This window comes from Marinobacter sp. UBA2498 (assembly GCF_002341575.1).
In the GTDB taxonomy this organism is placed as follows: domain Bacteria; phylum Pseudomonadota; class Gammaproteobacteria; order Pseudomonadales; family Oleiphilaceae; genus Marinobacter; species Marinobacter manganoxydans.
The window spans coordinates 11,956-26,441 of record NZ_DDOI01000117.1 but is presented as its reverse complement, the minus strand read 5'-3'; the positions used below and the strand labels follow the sequence as shown (position 1 = coordinate 26,441).

At 59.4% G+C, this 14,486-nt stretch carries 13 protein-coding genes; 7 read left to right on the top strand and 6 right to left on the bottom strand.

All coding sequences use genetic code 11. The features are described 5' to 3' along the window. Nucleotides 1-64 precede the first annotated feature (64 nt). Both dctP and B2W52_RS16265 read right to left on the bottom strand, forming a co-directional pair. Nucleotides 65-1,111: a TRAP transporter substrate-binding protein DctP gene (gene dctP, locus B2W52_RS16270; RefSeq protein WP_008177022.1), complete on the bottom strand. Its 1,047-nt coding sequence runs from the start codon at nucleotides 1,109-1,111 to the stop codon at nucleotides 65-67. 241 nt (nucleotides 1,112-1,352) lie between these two features. Further along, nucleotides 1,353-2,948 carry a class I adenylate-forming enzyme family protein gene (locus B2W52_RS16265; protein WP_053113629.1) on the bottom strand — a complete coding sequence of 532 codons (1,596 nt, stop codon included), beginning with the start codon at nucleotides 2,946-2,948 and terminating at the stop codon, nucleotides 1,353-1,355. A gap of 152 nt (nucleotides 2,949-3,100) precedes the next feature. Here B2W52_RS16265 and B2W52_RS16260 point away from each other — a divergent pair, with 152 nt between their 5' ends. The 7 genes from B2W52_RS16260 to B2W52_RS16230 all read left to right on the top strand — a co-directional run bounded on the left by B2W52_RS16260 (nucleotide 3,101) and on the right by B2W52_RS16230 (nucleotide 10,081). Beyond that, nucleotides 3,101-3,895, top strand: a complete 795-nt coding sequence (locus B2W52_RS16260) for an SDR family NAD(P)-dependent oxidoreductase (protein WP_273069122.1) — start codon at nucleotides 3,101-3,103, stop codon at nucleotides 3,893-3,895. Then, nucleotides 3,895-4,335 carry a PaaI family thioesterase gene (locus tag B2W52_RS16255; protein ID WP_053113633.1) on the top strand — a complete coding sequence of 147 codons (441 nt, stop codon included), beginning with the start codon at nucleotides 3,895-3,897 and terminating at the stop codon, nucleotides 4,333-4,335. Before B2W52_RS16260 ends, B2W52_RS16255 begins: the two co-directional genes overlap by 1 nt. 47 nt (nucleotides 4,336-4,382) lie before the next feature. Then, complete coding sequence (locus tag B2W52_RS16250; RefSeq protein WP_053113634.1) at nucleotides 4,383-5,585, top strand: acyl-CoA dehydrogenase family protein; 1,203 nt, start codon at nucleotides 4,383-4,385, stop codon at nucleotides 5,583-5,585. Between the two features lie 163 nt (nucleotides 5,586-5,748). Further along, entirely contained in the window at nucleotides 5,749-6,516 is a 768-nt protein-coding gene (locus tag B2W52_RS16245) for an SDR family NAD(P)-dependent oxidoreductase (RefSeq protein ID WP_008177032.1), read from the top strand. Nucleotides 6,517-6,550: 34 nt separating this feature from the next. Further along, entirely contained in the window at nucleotides 6,551-7,615 is a 1,065-nt protein-coding gene (locus B2W52_RS16240; RefSeq protein WP_104270448.1) for a phosphotransferase, read from the top strand. Further along, entirely contained in the window at nucleotides 7,612-8,391 is a 780-nt protein-coding gene (gene surE, locus B2W52_RS16235) for a 5'/3'-nucleotidase SurE (RefSeq protein ID WP_008177035.1), read from the top strand. The genes B2W52_RS16240 and surE overlap by 4 nt, the downstream gene beginning before the upstream one ends. A 22-nt stretch (nucleotides 8,392-8,413) precedes the next feature. Then, nucleotides 8,414-10,081 carry a long-chain fatty acid--CoA ligase gene (locus tag B2W52_RS16230; protein ID WP_053113637.1) on the top strand — a complete coding sequence of 556 codons (1,668 nt, stop codon included), beginning with the start codon at nucleotides 8,414-8,416 and terminating at the stop codon, nucleotides 10,079-10,081. 5 nt (nucleotides 10,082-10,086) lie between these two features. On the opposite strand, the gene B2W52_RS16225 is transcribed toward B2W52_RS16230, so the two are convergent. The 4 genes from B2W52_RS16225 to B2W52_RS16210 are packed head-to-tail and all read right to left on the bottom strand — an operon-like array spanning nucleotide 10,087 to nucleotide 13,709. Then, the gene (locus B2W52_RS16225) at nucleotides 10,087-10,545 is read right to left on the bottom strand and encodes a MaoC family dehydratase (protein WP_008177039.1); all 459 of its coding nucleotides are present in this window, start codon (nucleotides 10,543-10,545) and stop codon (nucleotides 10,087-10,089) included. Nucleotides 10,546-10,566: 21 nt separating this feature from the next. Further along, entirely contained in the window at nucleotides 10,567-11,325 is a 759-nt protein-coding gene (locus B2W52_RS16220) for a class II aldolase/adducin family protein (RefSeq protein WP_053113639.1), read from the bottom strand. Nucleotides 11,326-11,365: 40 nt separating this feature from the next. Continuing rightward, nucleotides 11,366-12,502 (bottom strand): acyl-CoA dehydrogenase family protein, encoded by a 1,137-nt coding sequence (locus tag B2W52_RS16215; RefSeq protein WP_273069121.1) that lies wholly within the window; start codon nucleotides 12,500-12,502, stop codon nucleotides 11,366-11,368. 10 nt (nucleotides 12,503-12,512) lie between these two features. After that, nucleotides 12,513-13,709, bottom strand: a complete 1,197-nt coding sequence (locus tag B2W52_RS16210; protein WP_088826298.1) for an acyl-CoA dehydrogenase family protein — start codon at nucleotides 13,707-13,709, stop codon at nucleotides 12,513-12,515. Between the last annotated feature and the right edge of the window lie 777 nt (nucleotides 13,710-14,486).

The window sequence follows — 14,486 nt, the reverse complement described above, 5'->3', positions numbered from 1 at the left end:
GGTTTGGTTCGGGGAAAGAAAGGCCGGAGTCGAAGACCCCGGCCCCGGTCAGAGCAATGGCTGATCAGAGATAGCCGAGGTCGGCCAGGTAACCTTTCAGCATGTCGAGCGCCTTCTTGGCATTCTCACTGCGCTTGCCTTCCTCATCCCACATGGCCTGGGCGGTGGCGACCAGCTTGTTCTGGACTTCATCCGGGAGGACATTCACTTGCACGCCCTGTTCCTCGATGGCCTTGGCCAGGGTGATACGCTCCTTGTACTGGTACTCGTTGGTGCGGATCCAGAACTGCTCGTTGAGGGCATCCTTGACGATCTTCTGCATGTCTTCCGGCAGCTTGTTCAGAGCCTTCTGGCTGACGATGATGACATCAGTGCCGGCAATGTTCAGGGCAGGCTGCACATGGTACTTGGCCACTTCATACAGGCCCATGCTGTAGGCACCCTGGGCCGCTCCCCAGTGGGCACCGTCCACGATGCCGGAATCCAGGGCTGAGTAGAGTTCACTGCCCGGAATATAAGAGGCGGCGGCCCCGGCTTCGGTCAGGAAGGTTTGCAGGGCGCCGGAGGAGCGAATCTTCAGGCTGTTGAAGTCCTCCACGCTTTCAACCGGCTCCTTGACCACCATTTCAGTCGGGTAGACTTTGTCTGTGGCCCAGTAAACGTCATGCTCTGCCGCTTCGTCCCGGAGCATCTGTTCGAACCCCAGGTTCTGGTGGAAGTAGGCGGCCTCCCAGACGTTGCGGAAGGCAAACGGCAGGCCAGAGGCAATGCCGGCGAGGGAGATCTTGTCCTGGGCATATGACGGGGAAATAGTGCCCATTTCCAGGATGCCACGGCTTACCGCGTTGAAAGTGTCCGTGGCCTTGAACAGCGAGCCAGCCTCGTAAAGCTGCAGCTTCAGACGGCCATCAGTGCGCTCTTCCAGAACCCGTTTGATCCGGCCAAGGCTGTCTGTGTATGAGCTGCTGGAACCGGGCCAGTGGGACTGGACTTTCCAGGTTACGGTGTCCTGCGCGGCGGCCGGTGTGGCAGCCAGGGCGGCTGACAGACCAAGGGTCAGTGCCGAGGCAAAGACGGTCAGTTTTTTTCGAGCGTTATTAACTAGAGTCATGGTAGGCCTCTTTCGTTGTTGTACTTGTGCATTGAATGACTGTTTAGTTATACCAATGGATCTTTCTTTGTTTCACTGTGCAGAATTGGCGACTGCATGGTGAATCGTAGTTTTCTGAATCTAACACATGTCTTGTTTTTTGCAATAGGCGGTTGATCGGTCATTGATTACAGAATTCATAAAAGGATAGTTCATCGATTGAACGTCAGCAGTACCGACGGCCGATCTGTCTCGCGCCGCCTCAGGTTCCGGGCCAGTAAGGCGCGCGAAGTTCCCGTTTGAGCACCTTGCCAATGGCAGAGCGGGGCAACGTGGCACGGAATTCAATGGCCGCCAGACGCTGGGATTTTCCCAGCTGTGTGTTGGCCCACTCCAGTATCCCGTTTTCGGTTTCATTACGATCGGGCTGGAGAACCACCAGGCCCAGGGGCGTTTCCCCCCAGTGTTCGCTGGGAATACCGATGATCGTGGCGTCGGCTACCGCCGGGTGCGACAGCAGTACTTTTTCCAGATCCACTGGATAGATGTTAAAGCCGCCGGAAATGATCATATCCTTCCGTCGATCAAGGATGTAGATGAAGCCGTCCTCGTCGATTCGTCCCATGTCACCACTGCGGTAATACACCTTACCCTCCGGGCTCGTCCAGAGCATCTCCCGGGTCAGCTCCGGGCGATTCACATAGCCGCGCATCATGGAAATGGCGCGGCCCACGATCTCGCCATTGGAGCCCCGGGGCAGCTCACGGTCATCCTCGCCGATCACCCGCACCTCAGCGCCCTGGGTGGGTACACCAACCGAGTCCCATTTGTCCGGGTGGGCAGCGCAGTCGAGACTGGTGGATATACCGCCTTCGGTAAGGCCATAGACCTCCCGGAGGTTGCCGGGCCAGCGTGCCATGGCATCGGCAATCACCGCCGACCGCAACGGGGCACTGGTGCAGAGCTTCAGCTTGAAGCTGGAGAGGTCAAACCGGTCAAAATCCGGCTGCGCCAGGATCCGCTGGTATTGCACCGGTACCAGCATGGCGTGCGTAACACGGTGGGTTTCGGCCAGTTGCAGGAACCTGTGGGCATCGAATTTCGCCATCAGCACCAGGGTGCCGCCGTGGTAGAGCGTGGGTAACACTGAAACCAGGGTGGTGTTGGAATAAAGTGGCGTTGATACAAGGTTGATAGCCTCGCCGTCCAACCCATAGCGGCTCATCCTGACCATCTGACGCTGGCGGAAGCGATAATCGTGCAGGATCCCCTTGGGCGTGCCTGTGGTGCCGGAGCTGTAAATGATATTGAACGGATCGTCGAGGGTGACCGGCTCGGGCCGGGCGGTGGCCGTAGTCTGCGCCAGCCAGTCAACCAGGGAGTAACCGGCTCCGTCCAGGGGGCCGGCCAGGCTGATGATGCGCTCGCCGGGTACCTTGGTCAGCTGTGCTCGCAGGCGGCCAAACAGCTCCCGCTGTTGGCCGGAAACGAACAGAAAGCGTGCCTGGCAATCCGCCACCATCAGTGCAAGTGCTTCGCTACTGGCCATGCCAGACAGCGGCACCATACAGCCCCCGGCCACCAGGGTGCCAAGGTACAGGGCGACATCGTCCCGGCTGTTTCCTGACAAGGCAGCCACAGACTCGCCCGGCCGCAGACCGGCCTCGCGTAACCGGTTGGCAATACGGTTTACCTGGTCGACAAGGCTTCGCCAGTCCAGGGTGCCCTGTTCGTCAATCAGGGCCGGGTGGCTGCGACGGGTCTGGGCGTGTTGCTGGATACGATTTCCGATTGCGTCCATGGACTCACTGGGATCGATTGGCGCATAGACCGGCATGTCTCGCTTGCCGCTTTCCATTTTTTGCCCCTCAAACGTTATTGTGTTTTATCTAGTGAAATTAACTTCCGATTATATTGACTCAAAACCAACAGGCGTGACAAATTAACTGGATGGAAAGACCCCAGCACCATCAACCAACAACAATGAGACAGACCGGGGAGCATCGGCATATGGGACGGTTTGATCAACGGGTAGCCATTGTCACCGGTGCCGGCAGCGGCATTGGTCGGGCGACGGCTCTGCGACTCGCTCGGGAGGGTGCGTCAGTGATCCTGGCGGATACCTCTGAGGCCGGTCTGGTGGAAACTGAAAACCAGTTGCCAGAGCGAGCCCGGCGCCTTCGACGGCTGGTGGATGTGGCCAACGAAGCCCAGGTGGATGCGTTGGTCAACGAGGCTATCGCCAGCTTCGGTCAGATCGACGTGCTGTGCAATATCGCCGGCATTGCCAGTACCGGTCAGGGCCACCCGCCGGTGACCGGCAACGACCGTGCCGAGTGGGACCAGGTGCTATCGGTGAACCTGACAGGCACCATGCTTCTGATCAAGCACGTGGCGCCCCATATGCAGGCCCGCAAGCTCGGCGCTATCGTCAACACTGCGTCGGTGGCAGGTATCCGGTCCGGCGCGGGCGGCAACGCCTACAGTGCCTCCAAAGCCGGCGTCATCAATCTGACTATGACCGCCGCCTGTGACCTGGGCGGCGACAACGTACGGGTAAATGCAGTGTGCCCCGGTCTGGTGGAAACCGGCATGACCCGGGCGGTGTTCGACTACGCCCGGGCCAATGAAAAGGCCCATAAGCTCGGCGCCCGCTGTGAGCTGCGCCGGTATGGCAATCCGGAAGAAATCGCCGCGGCAATCCTGTTTCTGGCCAGCGACGATGCCAGCTACATCACCGGCCAGTCCTTGCCCGTGGACGGCGGCAATACCGCATCCCTTAACCTGCCAGGAATGAAAGTGTAATGAATGATCAAGAGCCCCTGTTTACCGACGGTAAGGACCTGCCCGGTTTTCACAGCCTGCTGGGTTATCGTCAGGTCTCCTGGGAGGAAGACGAGGCGGTGCTTGAGCTGGAACTGCAGCCACGGCACCTGAACCTGGGAGGGGTGATCCACGGGGGTGTGCTTACCTCGTTGCTGGATATTGTGCTGGCCCAGGCAGGCACCTATTGCCCCTACCCGGGGCGGATGCGTAAGGCCATCACCCTGTCCCTGACCACCACCTTCACCGGGCAGTGCTCCGGCGGAACGATCAGGATCACCGGACGTAAGCGCGCCGGGGGCACCCGGATTTTCAACAGTACGGGTGAGGTTCATGACGACAAGGGCAACCTGCTGGCCATCGCCGAAGGTACATTCCGGATCCGGTCCGGCAGCGACAAACCAGAGGGCGTTCCGATCTGACGGAACGGTTACCGACTTAATGCCAACAACACCAAGAGGAAGCGGACATGTTTGAACTGTCTGACAAAGCGAAACAGCTGCAGAATCAGCTGAATGAGTTCATGGATGCCTATATCTACCCGAACGAGCACAAGCATCATGAGCAGATCGAGCAGGCAGAAGACCGCTGGGCGCCGGTTCCGATTATTGAGGAACTGAAACAGAAGGCCAAATCCGCCGGCCTGTGGAACCTGTTCCTGCCGGAAAGCGAATTCGGCGCCGGGCTGACCAACTACGAATACGCCCACCTGTGTGAAGTGATGGGTCGCTCGGCCATGGCTCCTGAGGTGTTCAACTGTTCCGCTCCTGATACAGGCAACATGGAAACCATCGCCCGCTATGGCAATAAAGAGCAGCAGGAGCAATGGCTGAAGCCTCTGCTGGATGGCGAGATCCGTTCCTGTTTCTCAATGACCGAGCCGGATGTGGCGTCGTCAGATGCCACCAACATCGCCTGTGAAATCCGCCGCGAGGGTGACGAGTACGTAATCAACGGCAAAAAGTGGTGGTCCTCCGGTGCCATGACCACCACTTCGAAGATCGCCATCGTGATGGGCAAGACCGACCCTCAGGCCGAGAAGCACAAGCAACAGTCGATGATTCTGGTGCCGCTGGATGCGCCAGGCGTGAAAATGATTCGCCCCCTGACGGTGTTCGGCTATGACCATGCGCCCCATGGCCATGCGGAGATTCACTACGAAAACGTGCGGGTGCCGGTGAGCAATATCCTGCTGGGCGAGGGCCGGGGGTTCGAGATTGCCCAGGGCCGCCTCGGGCCTGGCCGTATCCATCACTGCATGCGCACCATCGGCGTCGCCGAGCGGGCTCTGGAGCTGATGTGCAAGCGTGCCAATGCCCGGGAGGCCTTCGGCAAGCCGCTGTCCAGTTTTGATTCCATCCGCAAGGACATTGCACGCAGTCGCATCGAGATCGAGCAGGCAAGGCTGATGACCCTGAAGGCGGCGCATATGATGGACACCGTCGGCAACAAGGTGGCCCGTCAGGAAATCGCGATGATCAAGGTGATTGCACCGAGCATGGCGCTGAAGGTGCTGGACCGGGCAATTCAGGTGCACGGCGGAGCCGGTGTTTCCCAGGACACCTTCCTGGCCGAAGCCTGGGCCAAGGTACGGACTCTGCGGTTGGCAGACGGGCCCGATGAGGTTCATCTGGATTCTGTGGCCAAGATTGAGCTTCGCCAATACCGCTAAAACGATAACCTCTGAATCAGGGGGAGAGCGGTTGGGCTGATGTCCTTCCGGGACACGCCGTGAATACGTTCATGTAGGCTTGAGCAAAACATCCCTGTTTTGCACAGTCCCTGAAGGACATCACCCCGCCCACTCCCGTGCTTCAGTGCATGAGGATCGAAGAATGAATAATCCACTGTTTGACATGACCGGCAAGGTCGCGCTGATTACCGGCTCCACCAAAGGCATCGGCCGCGCCATCGCCGAAGAAATGGCCCGCCTGGGTGCCAAAGTCGTGATCTCCAGCCGAAAGGCCGAGGCCTGTGAGCAGGTGGCCAGTGAACTGAAAGCCCAGGGCTACGAGGCCATCGCCATTCCCTGCCATGTTGGTAAAAAAGACCAGCTGCAGAACCTGGTGGATAAAACCAACGAGGCCTGGGGCACTATCGATGTGCTGGTATGCAACGCCGCCACCAACCCGGTGTACGGCACCACCGCTGAAATGACCGACGACGCCTGGGACAAGATCATGGACACCAACGTCAAGGGCACCTTCTGGCTGACGAACATGGTGCTGCCGCAGATGGCGGAAAAAGGCGAAGGTGCTGTGGTGCTGCTGTCCAGCATCGCCGGTATGCGGGGCAACACCACCATCGGAACCTACGGCGTTTCCAAGGCCGCAGAAGCTGCCCTGGCGCGGAACCTGGCAGTGGAGTGGGGCCCGAAAGGTATCCGGATTAACAGCATCGCCCCCGGCCTGATCAAAACCGACTTCGCCCGGGCGCTGTGGGAAGACCCGGTACGGGTCAAACGCGCCGAAGACAAAACGCCGCTGCGCAGAATTGGCGACCCGGTCGACATCGCCGGCCTGGCGGTGTTTCTTTCCACCAGGGCCAGCGCCTACATCACCGGCCAGGTCATCGTAGCCGACGGCGGCGAAACGATTTGCTAGGGGCCGACGCCCCAAAACTGAAGGCAAAACAAAAATGAGCATCACCCCAGAGCTGGTAGACGTCCTCCCGGCCCACAAATTCGATGAAGCCAGCCTCCTGACCTGGCTGCAGCAGACCATACCGGGCTTCGGCACAAGGCTGGATGTCCGGCAATTCCAGGGTGGCCAGTCCAACCCCACGTTTCTGCTGGACACCGACAGCAGCCAATACGTGCTGCGCAAAAAGCCGCCTGGCAAAACCCTGCCCTCCGCCCACATGGTAGAACGAGAGTACAAAGTCATGCGTGCCCTGTCCGAGCACACCAGTGTCCCGGTGCCAAACACCCGGGCTCTGTGCGAAGACAGCAATGTCATCGGCACCCCGTTCTACGTCATGGACTATCTTGAGGGCCGTATTGTCAGCCACTCGGCGCTGCGGGCGCTGGATCGCCAGGAACGGCTGCCGGCCCATCACTCGGCCATCGACACCCTGGCGCGCCTTCACTCGGTGGATGTGAAGGCGGTCGGTCTTGGTGACTTTGGCAGGCCGGAAGGTTATGTGGCCCGGCAGGTGGCTCGATGGAGCAAACAGTACCTGGCTTCCAAAACCGACGAGCTTCCGGCAATGGACAAGCTTATGGCCTGGCTTCCGGAGAACCTGCCCTCGACCGACGAATGCGCCATCGCCCATGGCGATTACCGCTTTGGCAATCTGATGCTGGCGCCGCAGCGGCCCGAGGTTATTGCCATCCTCGACTGGGAGCTGTCCACCCTCGGTCACCCGCTGGCGGACCTGGCGTATTACTGTCTGCCGTACTACCTGCCGTCGGACCTGCAGGGCATGCGAGGACTGCAGGGAGAAGACCTGGAGGCGCTGGGTATTCCGGACGAACAGGAAACCATTGCCCGATACTGTCGGCAGACCGGCCGGGACGGCATCGCCGACTGGCACGTGTTCCTGGCGTTTTCCCTGTTCCGGCTGGCGTCTATTCTTCAGGGTGTCTACAAGCGGGCTCTGGATGGCAATGCCGCCAATGCCGATGCCCTGGAGGTTGGCCGGCGGGCCAGCCTTCTGGCCGATGTCGGCTGGCGGATTGCCAGTGAGGGACCATCGTCATGAACGATCCCATGGTCAAACGCATCCTAATCACCAATGATGACGGCATCAACGCGCCAGGCCTGAAAGTGCTCGAGCAGATCGCCCGCAACCTGGCCGAGGAGGTCTGGGTGGTGGCGCCGGAGCATGATCGTAGCGGCGCCGGCCAGAGCATCTCCATTCATGATCCTTTGCGGGTGTATGAGCAGGGTGACAGGCGCTATGCAGTCTCCGGTACGCCGGCGGACTGTGTGCTCTATTCGCTGGCCCGGTGGTTCGGGGAAACCCCGCCGGATCTGGTGCTTTCCGGGGTGAACTGCGGGGCCAATATCAGCGATTCCGTGCAGTATTCCGGAACCGTCGGCGCGGTGCTGAGTGCCGAACATATGGGCATACCTGCCATGGCACTGAGCCAGGCGTTTCTGAGTCGCGAAGGCGTGGACTGGTCGCCGGTTTCCATTCATGGCGAGGCCATCATCAGGCAGCTGTGGCAGCCAGGTCTGAATCGGGCCTGGAACGTCAACTTTCCCGCCTGCGAGGCGGCCGCCATCAGCCGGGCCCGGTGGTGCCGGGAGTCCAACGGCTCCATACAGCGCGCCCGCCTGCAGGCGGGTCAGGATGCCCGCAGTCTGCCGTACTGGTGGCTGGGATTTGATCGCAGTTCGCGTCACATTGTGGCGCCCGATGAAGACGCCAGCGTGCTGCGGGACAAAGCCATCGCCATTACGCCATTACGCCACCAGGACCGCCTGCCCGGCGGCGCTGACGTTTTTGATTTGGCCGCATCAGCGGCCCACTGAACCGAAAAAGGGGATCACAACAATGCCATTTACCCGCCATCACGCCGTGTGGCCCAGGGAACTGCCCAAAAGCCTGGCCTTGCCACGAACCAGCGTGTTTACCAACCTTGAGATTTCGGCGCGGCGCTATCCGGACCGTAACGCCATCGTTTTCTACGATGCACCCATGACCTACAGCCAGCTGTTCCGGGAAGTGGAGGCCATGGCCGGCTACCTGCAGGCTCAGGGCGTCGCTAAAGGTGATCGGGTGTTGCTGTACATGCAGAACTCCCCGCAATACGTCATTGCCTATTACGCCATTCTGCGGGCGGATGCCGTGGTAATCCCTATCAACCCGATGAACCGAGCGGCGGAACTGGAGCACTTTGTTGCTGATACCGGTGCCAATGTCTGCCTCGCAGGTCAGGAACTGGCCGGCTTTATTGCCCCGTTGCTGGAGACCACCGATCTCAACCACATCGTGGTAGCTTCCTACAGCAGCTATATCGCCCCGGACACCGATCTGGCCTTGCCAGCGGAAGTCGCCGCTCCAGCCTGGTCAGAGGACCTGGCCGGCATGGTCAGCTGGGAGCAGGCGCTGGCGGAAGGCCATGCGCCCTCGGCGCACACCGCAGGCCCGGCCGATCTCTCCGTGATTCCCTACAGTTCCGGCACCACCGGCGCGCCGAAGGGCTGCATGCACACTCATCGCAGCGTGATGGCTACCGCCGTGCACCGGGCCTTCTGGAACCTGAGCACCGCCAGTACGGTGCAGCTGGCCACCTTGCCATTCTTCCACGTCACCGGCATGACCGGTTCCATGAACAGCCCCATCTACAGCGGCTCCACTACAGTGATCATGACTCGCTGGGAGCGGACCACCGCGGCGCGGCTGATCGAAAGGTATAAAGTCACCGGCTGGACCAACATTGTCACCATGGCGGTGGACTTCCTCTCCAACCCCGACATTGGCCGGTACGACCTGTCGAGTCTCACCACCATCGGCGGGGGCGGGGCTGCGATGCCAGAGGCCGTGGCCGCCAAGCTCAAGGCCATGACCGGTCTTGATTATATTGAGGGGTATGGCCTTTCAGAAACCATGGCAGCCACTCACATCAACCCCTCGAGCCGTCCGAAGCCCCAGTGCCTCGGCATCCCGGTGTTTGATGTCGACAGCCGGATCATTGATGTTGACACCCTGCAGGAAAAAGGCCCTGGCGAGACCGGCGAAATCGTCTCCAGCGGGCCGCAGGTTACCATCGGGTACTGGAACCGGCCCGCGGAAACCGAAACTGCGTTTGTGGAGATCGATGGCAAGCAGTTTTTCCGCACCGGCGATCTGGGTTACTACGATGAGGAGGGCTATTTCTTCATGGTCGACCGGGTCAAGCGGATGATCAACGCATCCGGTTACAAGGTCTGGCCGTCCGAGGTGGAGGGCCTGATGTACCGCCATCCCGGGATTCATGAGGTCTGCATTATTTCCTCGCCGGACCCGAAGCGCGGAGAGACCGTTAAGGCCTGCATCGTGCTGACTCCGGAGGCGGAGGGAAAAACGAGCGAAGAGGACATCATCGCCTGGTGCAAGGAGCAGATGGCAGCCTACAAGATTCCCACCCTGATCGAGTTTGTCGACCAGCTGCCAAAGTCGCCAACCGGTAAGCTGATGTGGCGGGCGCTGCAGGAAGAGGAGTGGGAAGCCAAGTCCTGAGCGACTCAGCTCCGCACATACATGGCGAGATGTTCGGCTACGCAGGCGGGCTTTTCCCCGCCTCGGATTTCCAGGGTGGTGCGATAGGTGGCCAGCGTCCGCTGCTCATCTACCCTGGTCACGTCCAACAGCTCCATTTTGCTGCGGATCTGCGCGCCGGCTTTTACCGCTGCCGGGAAGCGCAGCTTGTTAAGCCCGTAATTGATACTGGCGCTCTTGCCTCGCACATTGATGACCTGTTGATTCAGCAGGGGAATCAGTGATGCCGTCAGAAATCCGTGCGCTACGGTGCTCTTCCAGGGCGACTCTCGCCTGGCTCTCTCCACATCAAGATGTATCCATTGATGATCGCCGGTGGCATCGGCGAAGGCCTGTATCATTTCCTGGCTGATGGTTTTCCAGGGACTGTGGCCAATCACCGAGTTCTTGTGATGGGTCAGATCGTCCAGTTGCACTGTCAGCATAGCCGTAGTCCCCGCTGGGCGTCAGACCGCATAACCCGGATTCTTGCTGTCCAGAAGCCGGATCAGTGCCGGCCAGGTCAGTTTCGCTGCCATGCCCAATTGTTGCGACTGCTCGGCGGTGGTGCGAATGGCCTGTTCCGAGGGTAGGTGGGTGGGGCCACAGCTCTGGGCCTTGACCTGGATCTCGCAGGCTTTCATCAGGAAATACAGGTAGGTAAATGTTTCCGGTACATCCTTGCCTGCAGTCAGCACGCCGTGGTTGCGCAGTATCATCATGGACCGGTTGCCCAGGTCCCTGATCAGCCGATCGCGTTCGTCCATATTGAGTGCCACGCCTTCGTACTCGTGATAGCAGAGGTGGTCGAGACACAGCATGGCGGTCTGGCTCAGGGGCAGCAGGCCGTCCCGGTGTGCCGATACCGCGACCCCGTCCGGTGCGTGCAGGTGCATCACCGCGCCGGCATCGTCCCGCCCCATATGCACCGCGCTGTGGATGGTGAAACCAGCGGGATTCACCCGCCCCAGGCCGGCGGCTTCCACCACCTGACCCTCCTGGTCGACCTTGACCAGCGACGAGGCGGTGATTTCATGAAACAGCAGCCCATAAGGGTTTATCAGGAAATGATGCTCGGGCCCGGGTACCCGGGCCGAGAGATGGGTGAACACAAGATCATCCCAGCCGAACAGGGCCACCAGTCGATAGGCGGCGGCCAGCTCGGTGCGAACCTTCCATTCGGTTTTCCTGAGATCCTGTTCCGTTGACGGCTCATTTGTTGTCATTGTGTTGCCCCCATTCCCACGAACAACTGTTGTCTACTGATTATTGTAGCAGGGCAGCGAAACGCTCCAGATGGAAGTCATCGTCACCGAGCTGATGATTGATCATTACCAGGCGCTTGGCGTAATGGGCAAAGTTGTATTCCCAGGTCATGCCGATGCCGCCGTGGGATTGGACGCCCTGCTCCGAAATGAACTGGCCACTGCGACCAATCACATTCTTGGCGGCTGCCAGAATCCGGCGGCGCTCGTCGCTCTGGGGTTCGTCGGCAACGCTGGCTGCCAGGATGGCCATGGAGCGGGCCTGCTCAAGCTCCGACATCATATCCACCATTCGATGCTGAAGTACCTGGAATTTGCCGATGGGTACGCCGAATTGCTTACGCTGTTTCAGGTACTCCAGAGTCAGGTCACAGGCCACTTCCATGGCGCCCACAGCCTCACCGCATAAAGCGGAAATGGCGCGTCCGGCCTGGTATTCAATGACTTCTGCGGCCTTGCCTTCTTCACCGAGCAGGGCATCGGGGCCCAGCTTGACGTTGTTCAGGAACAGGTCGCTGCCCTTGGAACCATCAATGGTGGGGTAGGTGCGATGTTCCAGCCCTTCGGCATCGGCGCTGATCAGGAACAGGCTGATGCCATCGGCATCGCGGCTGTCGCCGGAAGTACGGGCAGAGACGACCAATACATCGGCACAGTGGCCGCCAATGACCACGGCCTTGCGACCGTTCAGAACGTAGCCGTCACCGGATTTCTCAGCCCGGGTTTCGACATCGTTCAGGTTGTAAAAACTCTGGGGCTCCTGAAGTCCTGCAGCCGCGCGCATCTCGCCGCTGGCGATACCGCCGAGCCACTGCTCATGCTGTACGGCGTTGCCGGCTTGGCTGATCAGCCCGCCGCTCAAGACGACAGACTGCAAGTAGGGCTCAATGCACAGGCCGCGACCCAGTTCGGTCATCACGCTCTGCACTTCCACGCCACTGCCGCCAAAACCACCGAGTTCCTCGGGGAAGGGCACTGCAGTGAGGCCCAGTTCACCCAGCTGTTTCCAGAAGTCGGCGCTGAAGCCGAGCTCCGATTCGCTGTATTCGAGCCGCTTTTCAAAACTGTATTCACCGCGCACCAGGCGGGCCACGGTGTCCTGCAGCATCTGCTGTTCTTCGTTGAGTCGGAAATCCATGGTCGCCTCCTTAAAGCCCGAGAATCATTTTCGACACGATGTTCTTCTGGATCTCGTTGGACCCGCCGAAAATCGACAGCTTGCGGTTGTTGAAGTATTGGGCAGACAGTGGTGCGGCGTTTTCGTCGGAGAGGAAATCGCCGTCGTAATCCAGGTCCAGTTCCTCTTCCACAAATGGAATGGCGTACGGTCCAATGGCCCGACGCGCCAGGTCATTGATCGCCTGGCGGATTTCGGTGCCGCGGACTTTCAGCATCGAGCTTTCTGCGCCCGGTACGCCGCCGCCTTCCACTGAGGCAATAATGCGCAGGTTGCTGATGGTGGCGGCCATCAGGTCAATCTCGACCTGGGCGATACGCTGGCTGAACGAGGCATCTTCGATCAGCGGTCGACCATTCTTGAGGCGGCGGCTGGCCAGCTCCTTGAGGTGCTGGAGTGCCGCCTTGGAAATGCCGATGCCGGCGAGGCCGGTGCGTTCATAGGTCAGCAGGTACTTGGCATAGGTCCAACCCTTGTCTTCCTCGCCTACCAGATTTTCCACGGGGACTTTAACGTCTTCGAAAAACACCTCGTTTACTTCGTGCTCACCGTCCAGGGTGATGATCGGACGTACGGTAATGCCCGGAGTGTTCATGTCGATCAGCAGGAATGAAATGCCTTCCTGGGCCTTCACTTCTGTGTTGGTGCGCACCAGGCAGAAAATCATGTTGGCGTGTTGGCCCAGGGTGGTCCAGGTTTTCTGACCATTGACTATGTAATGATCACCCTCGCGAACGGCGCGGGTTTTCAGGGACGCCAGGTCGGAGCCGGCCCCTGGCTCTGAATAGCCCTGGCACCACCAGTCCTCACCGCTAAGGATTCGCGGCAGGTAGCGCTGTTTCTGCTCTTCGGTGCCGAATTTGATAATCACCGGCGCCACCATGTTGACACCGAAGGGCACCGAGCGCGGTGCTCCGTAACGGGCAGACTCTTCATCCCAAATGTGTTTCTGGACAGGACCCCAGTTAACGCCGCCATAAACTTCTGGCCAGTGGGTGGCGTACCAGCCCTTTTCGCTGAGAATCTTTTGCCAGCGTTGATGATCCTGTTTGGATAGGCGGCGGAACCCCTTTACCTTGGCGGCAATATCCGCGGGTAGTTTCTCATCCAGAAAGGCCCGGACTTCATCACGGAAGGCGAGTTCCTCAGCAGTGTAGTTCAAGTTCATGGGCAACCTCGTTTGCTGAAAAGCGAAAATACGTACCGCATAGCAGAATGTACCAATGATCGAAGATTGTGATGGCTTCTGTCAACAATAATGTAAAAGCCTGTACCGCTAGGCGAAATTGATTAAATTTTAGTGCTTAAACACCTGGCCCCGGAAAAAGTCAATCCATCCGGTTTGGCTCGGCATCGGGCCATTCGGCAGGGCAGCCTGCCCCCATCGCCGGTGCACATTGCGCAGTTTTAACCTTGTCGGGAGCTTGCATTGCCCTCAAAAGGCTATATGTTTGAAAGGGACGAGCCGTTCAAATAACGATAGCAGAGCCTCACTATGTCGAGTTGCTCCATCAACAGAAGCACTCTGAAGCTCAGCCTCCTGGCTGTGTTGGTTGCGGGTCTGTTTGTGGTTTTTCTCAACGGTTCGTCTCACCCGGCACTGGATCCACAGCTAGACGATCACTTAACGCCCACGCTGATATCAGTTGACGGGACAGGCGATCCCTCGTCGCCGGATGCATCCGTCTCGATCACCTCACCTCTTCTGTTCCCCGGAGGAGGATTCCGGGCTGTCTTCTCGGCCAGCCTCGATTTCATTCAGCCACCGCTCCGGCTGCTTAGCTACCCGGTGCTGCCTCAGGGCCCGCCCAGCCTCGTTTAACTCTGACCATTACGGATTTGTCCCTGTGTACACAGGGAACTCCAACCTGAATTCAGATTCACGAGGTTTACCATGAACAGTGTATTCAACGCATTGCCAGTACAGGATCTGGGACGCACCGGT

Coding starts and splice junctions, on each gene's coding strand:
- dctP (WP_008177022.1), bottom strand. CDS start 1,111: ATGACTCTAGTTAATAACGCTCGAAAAAAACTGACCGTCTTTGCCTCG.
- B2W52_RS16265 (WP_053113629.1), bottom strand. CDS start 2,948: ATGGAAAGCGGCAAGCGAGACATGCCGGTCTATGCGCCAATCGATCCC.
- B2W52_RS16260 (WP_273069122.1), top strand. CDS start 3,101: ATGGGACGGTTTGATCAACGGGTAGCCATTGTCACCGGTGCCGGCAGC.
- B2W52_RS16255 (WP_053113633.1), top strand. CDS start 3,895: ATGAATGATCAAGAGCCCCTGTTTACCGACGGTAAGGACCTGCCCGGT.
- B2W52_RS16250 (WP_053113634.1), top strand. CDS start 4,383: ATGTTTGAACTGTCTGACAAAGCGAAACAGCTGCAGAATCAGCTGAAT.
- B2W52_RS16245 (WP_008177032.1), top strand. CDS start 5,749: ATGAATAATCCACTGTTTGACATGACCGGCAAGGTCGCGCTGATTACC.
- B2W52_RS16240 (WP_104270448.1), top strand. CDS start 6,551: ATGAGCATCACCCCAGAGCTGGTAGACGTCCTCCCGGCCCACAAATTC.
- surE (WP_008177035.1), top strand. CDS start 7,612: ATGAACGATCCCATGGTCAAACGCATCCTAATCACCAATGATGACGGC.
- B2W52_RS16230 (WP_053113637.1), top strand. CDS start 8,414: ATGCCATTTACCCGCCATCACGCCGTGTGGCCCAGGGAACTGCCCAAA.
- B2W52_RS16225 (WP_008177039.1), bottom strand. CDS start 10,545: ATGCTGACAGTGCAACTGGACGATCTGACCCATCACAAGAACTCGGTG.
- B2W52_RS16220 (WP_053113639.1), bottom strand. CDS start 11,325: ATGACAACAAATGAGCCGTCAACGGAACAGGATCTCAGGAAAACCGAA.
- B2W52_RS16215 (WP_273069121.1), bottom strand. CDS start 12,502: ATGGATTTCCGACTCAACGAAGAACAGCAGATGCTGCAGGACACCGTG.
- B2W52_RS16210 (WP_088826298.1), bottom strand. CDS start 13,709: ATGAACTTGAACTACACTGCTGAGGAACTCGCCTTCCGTGATGAAGTC.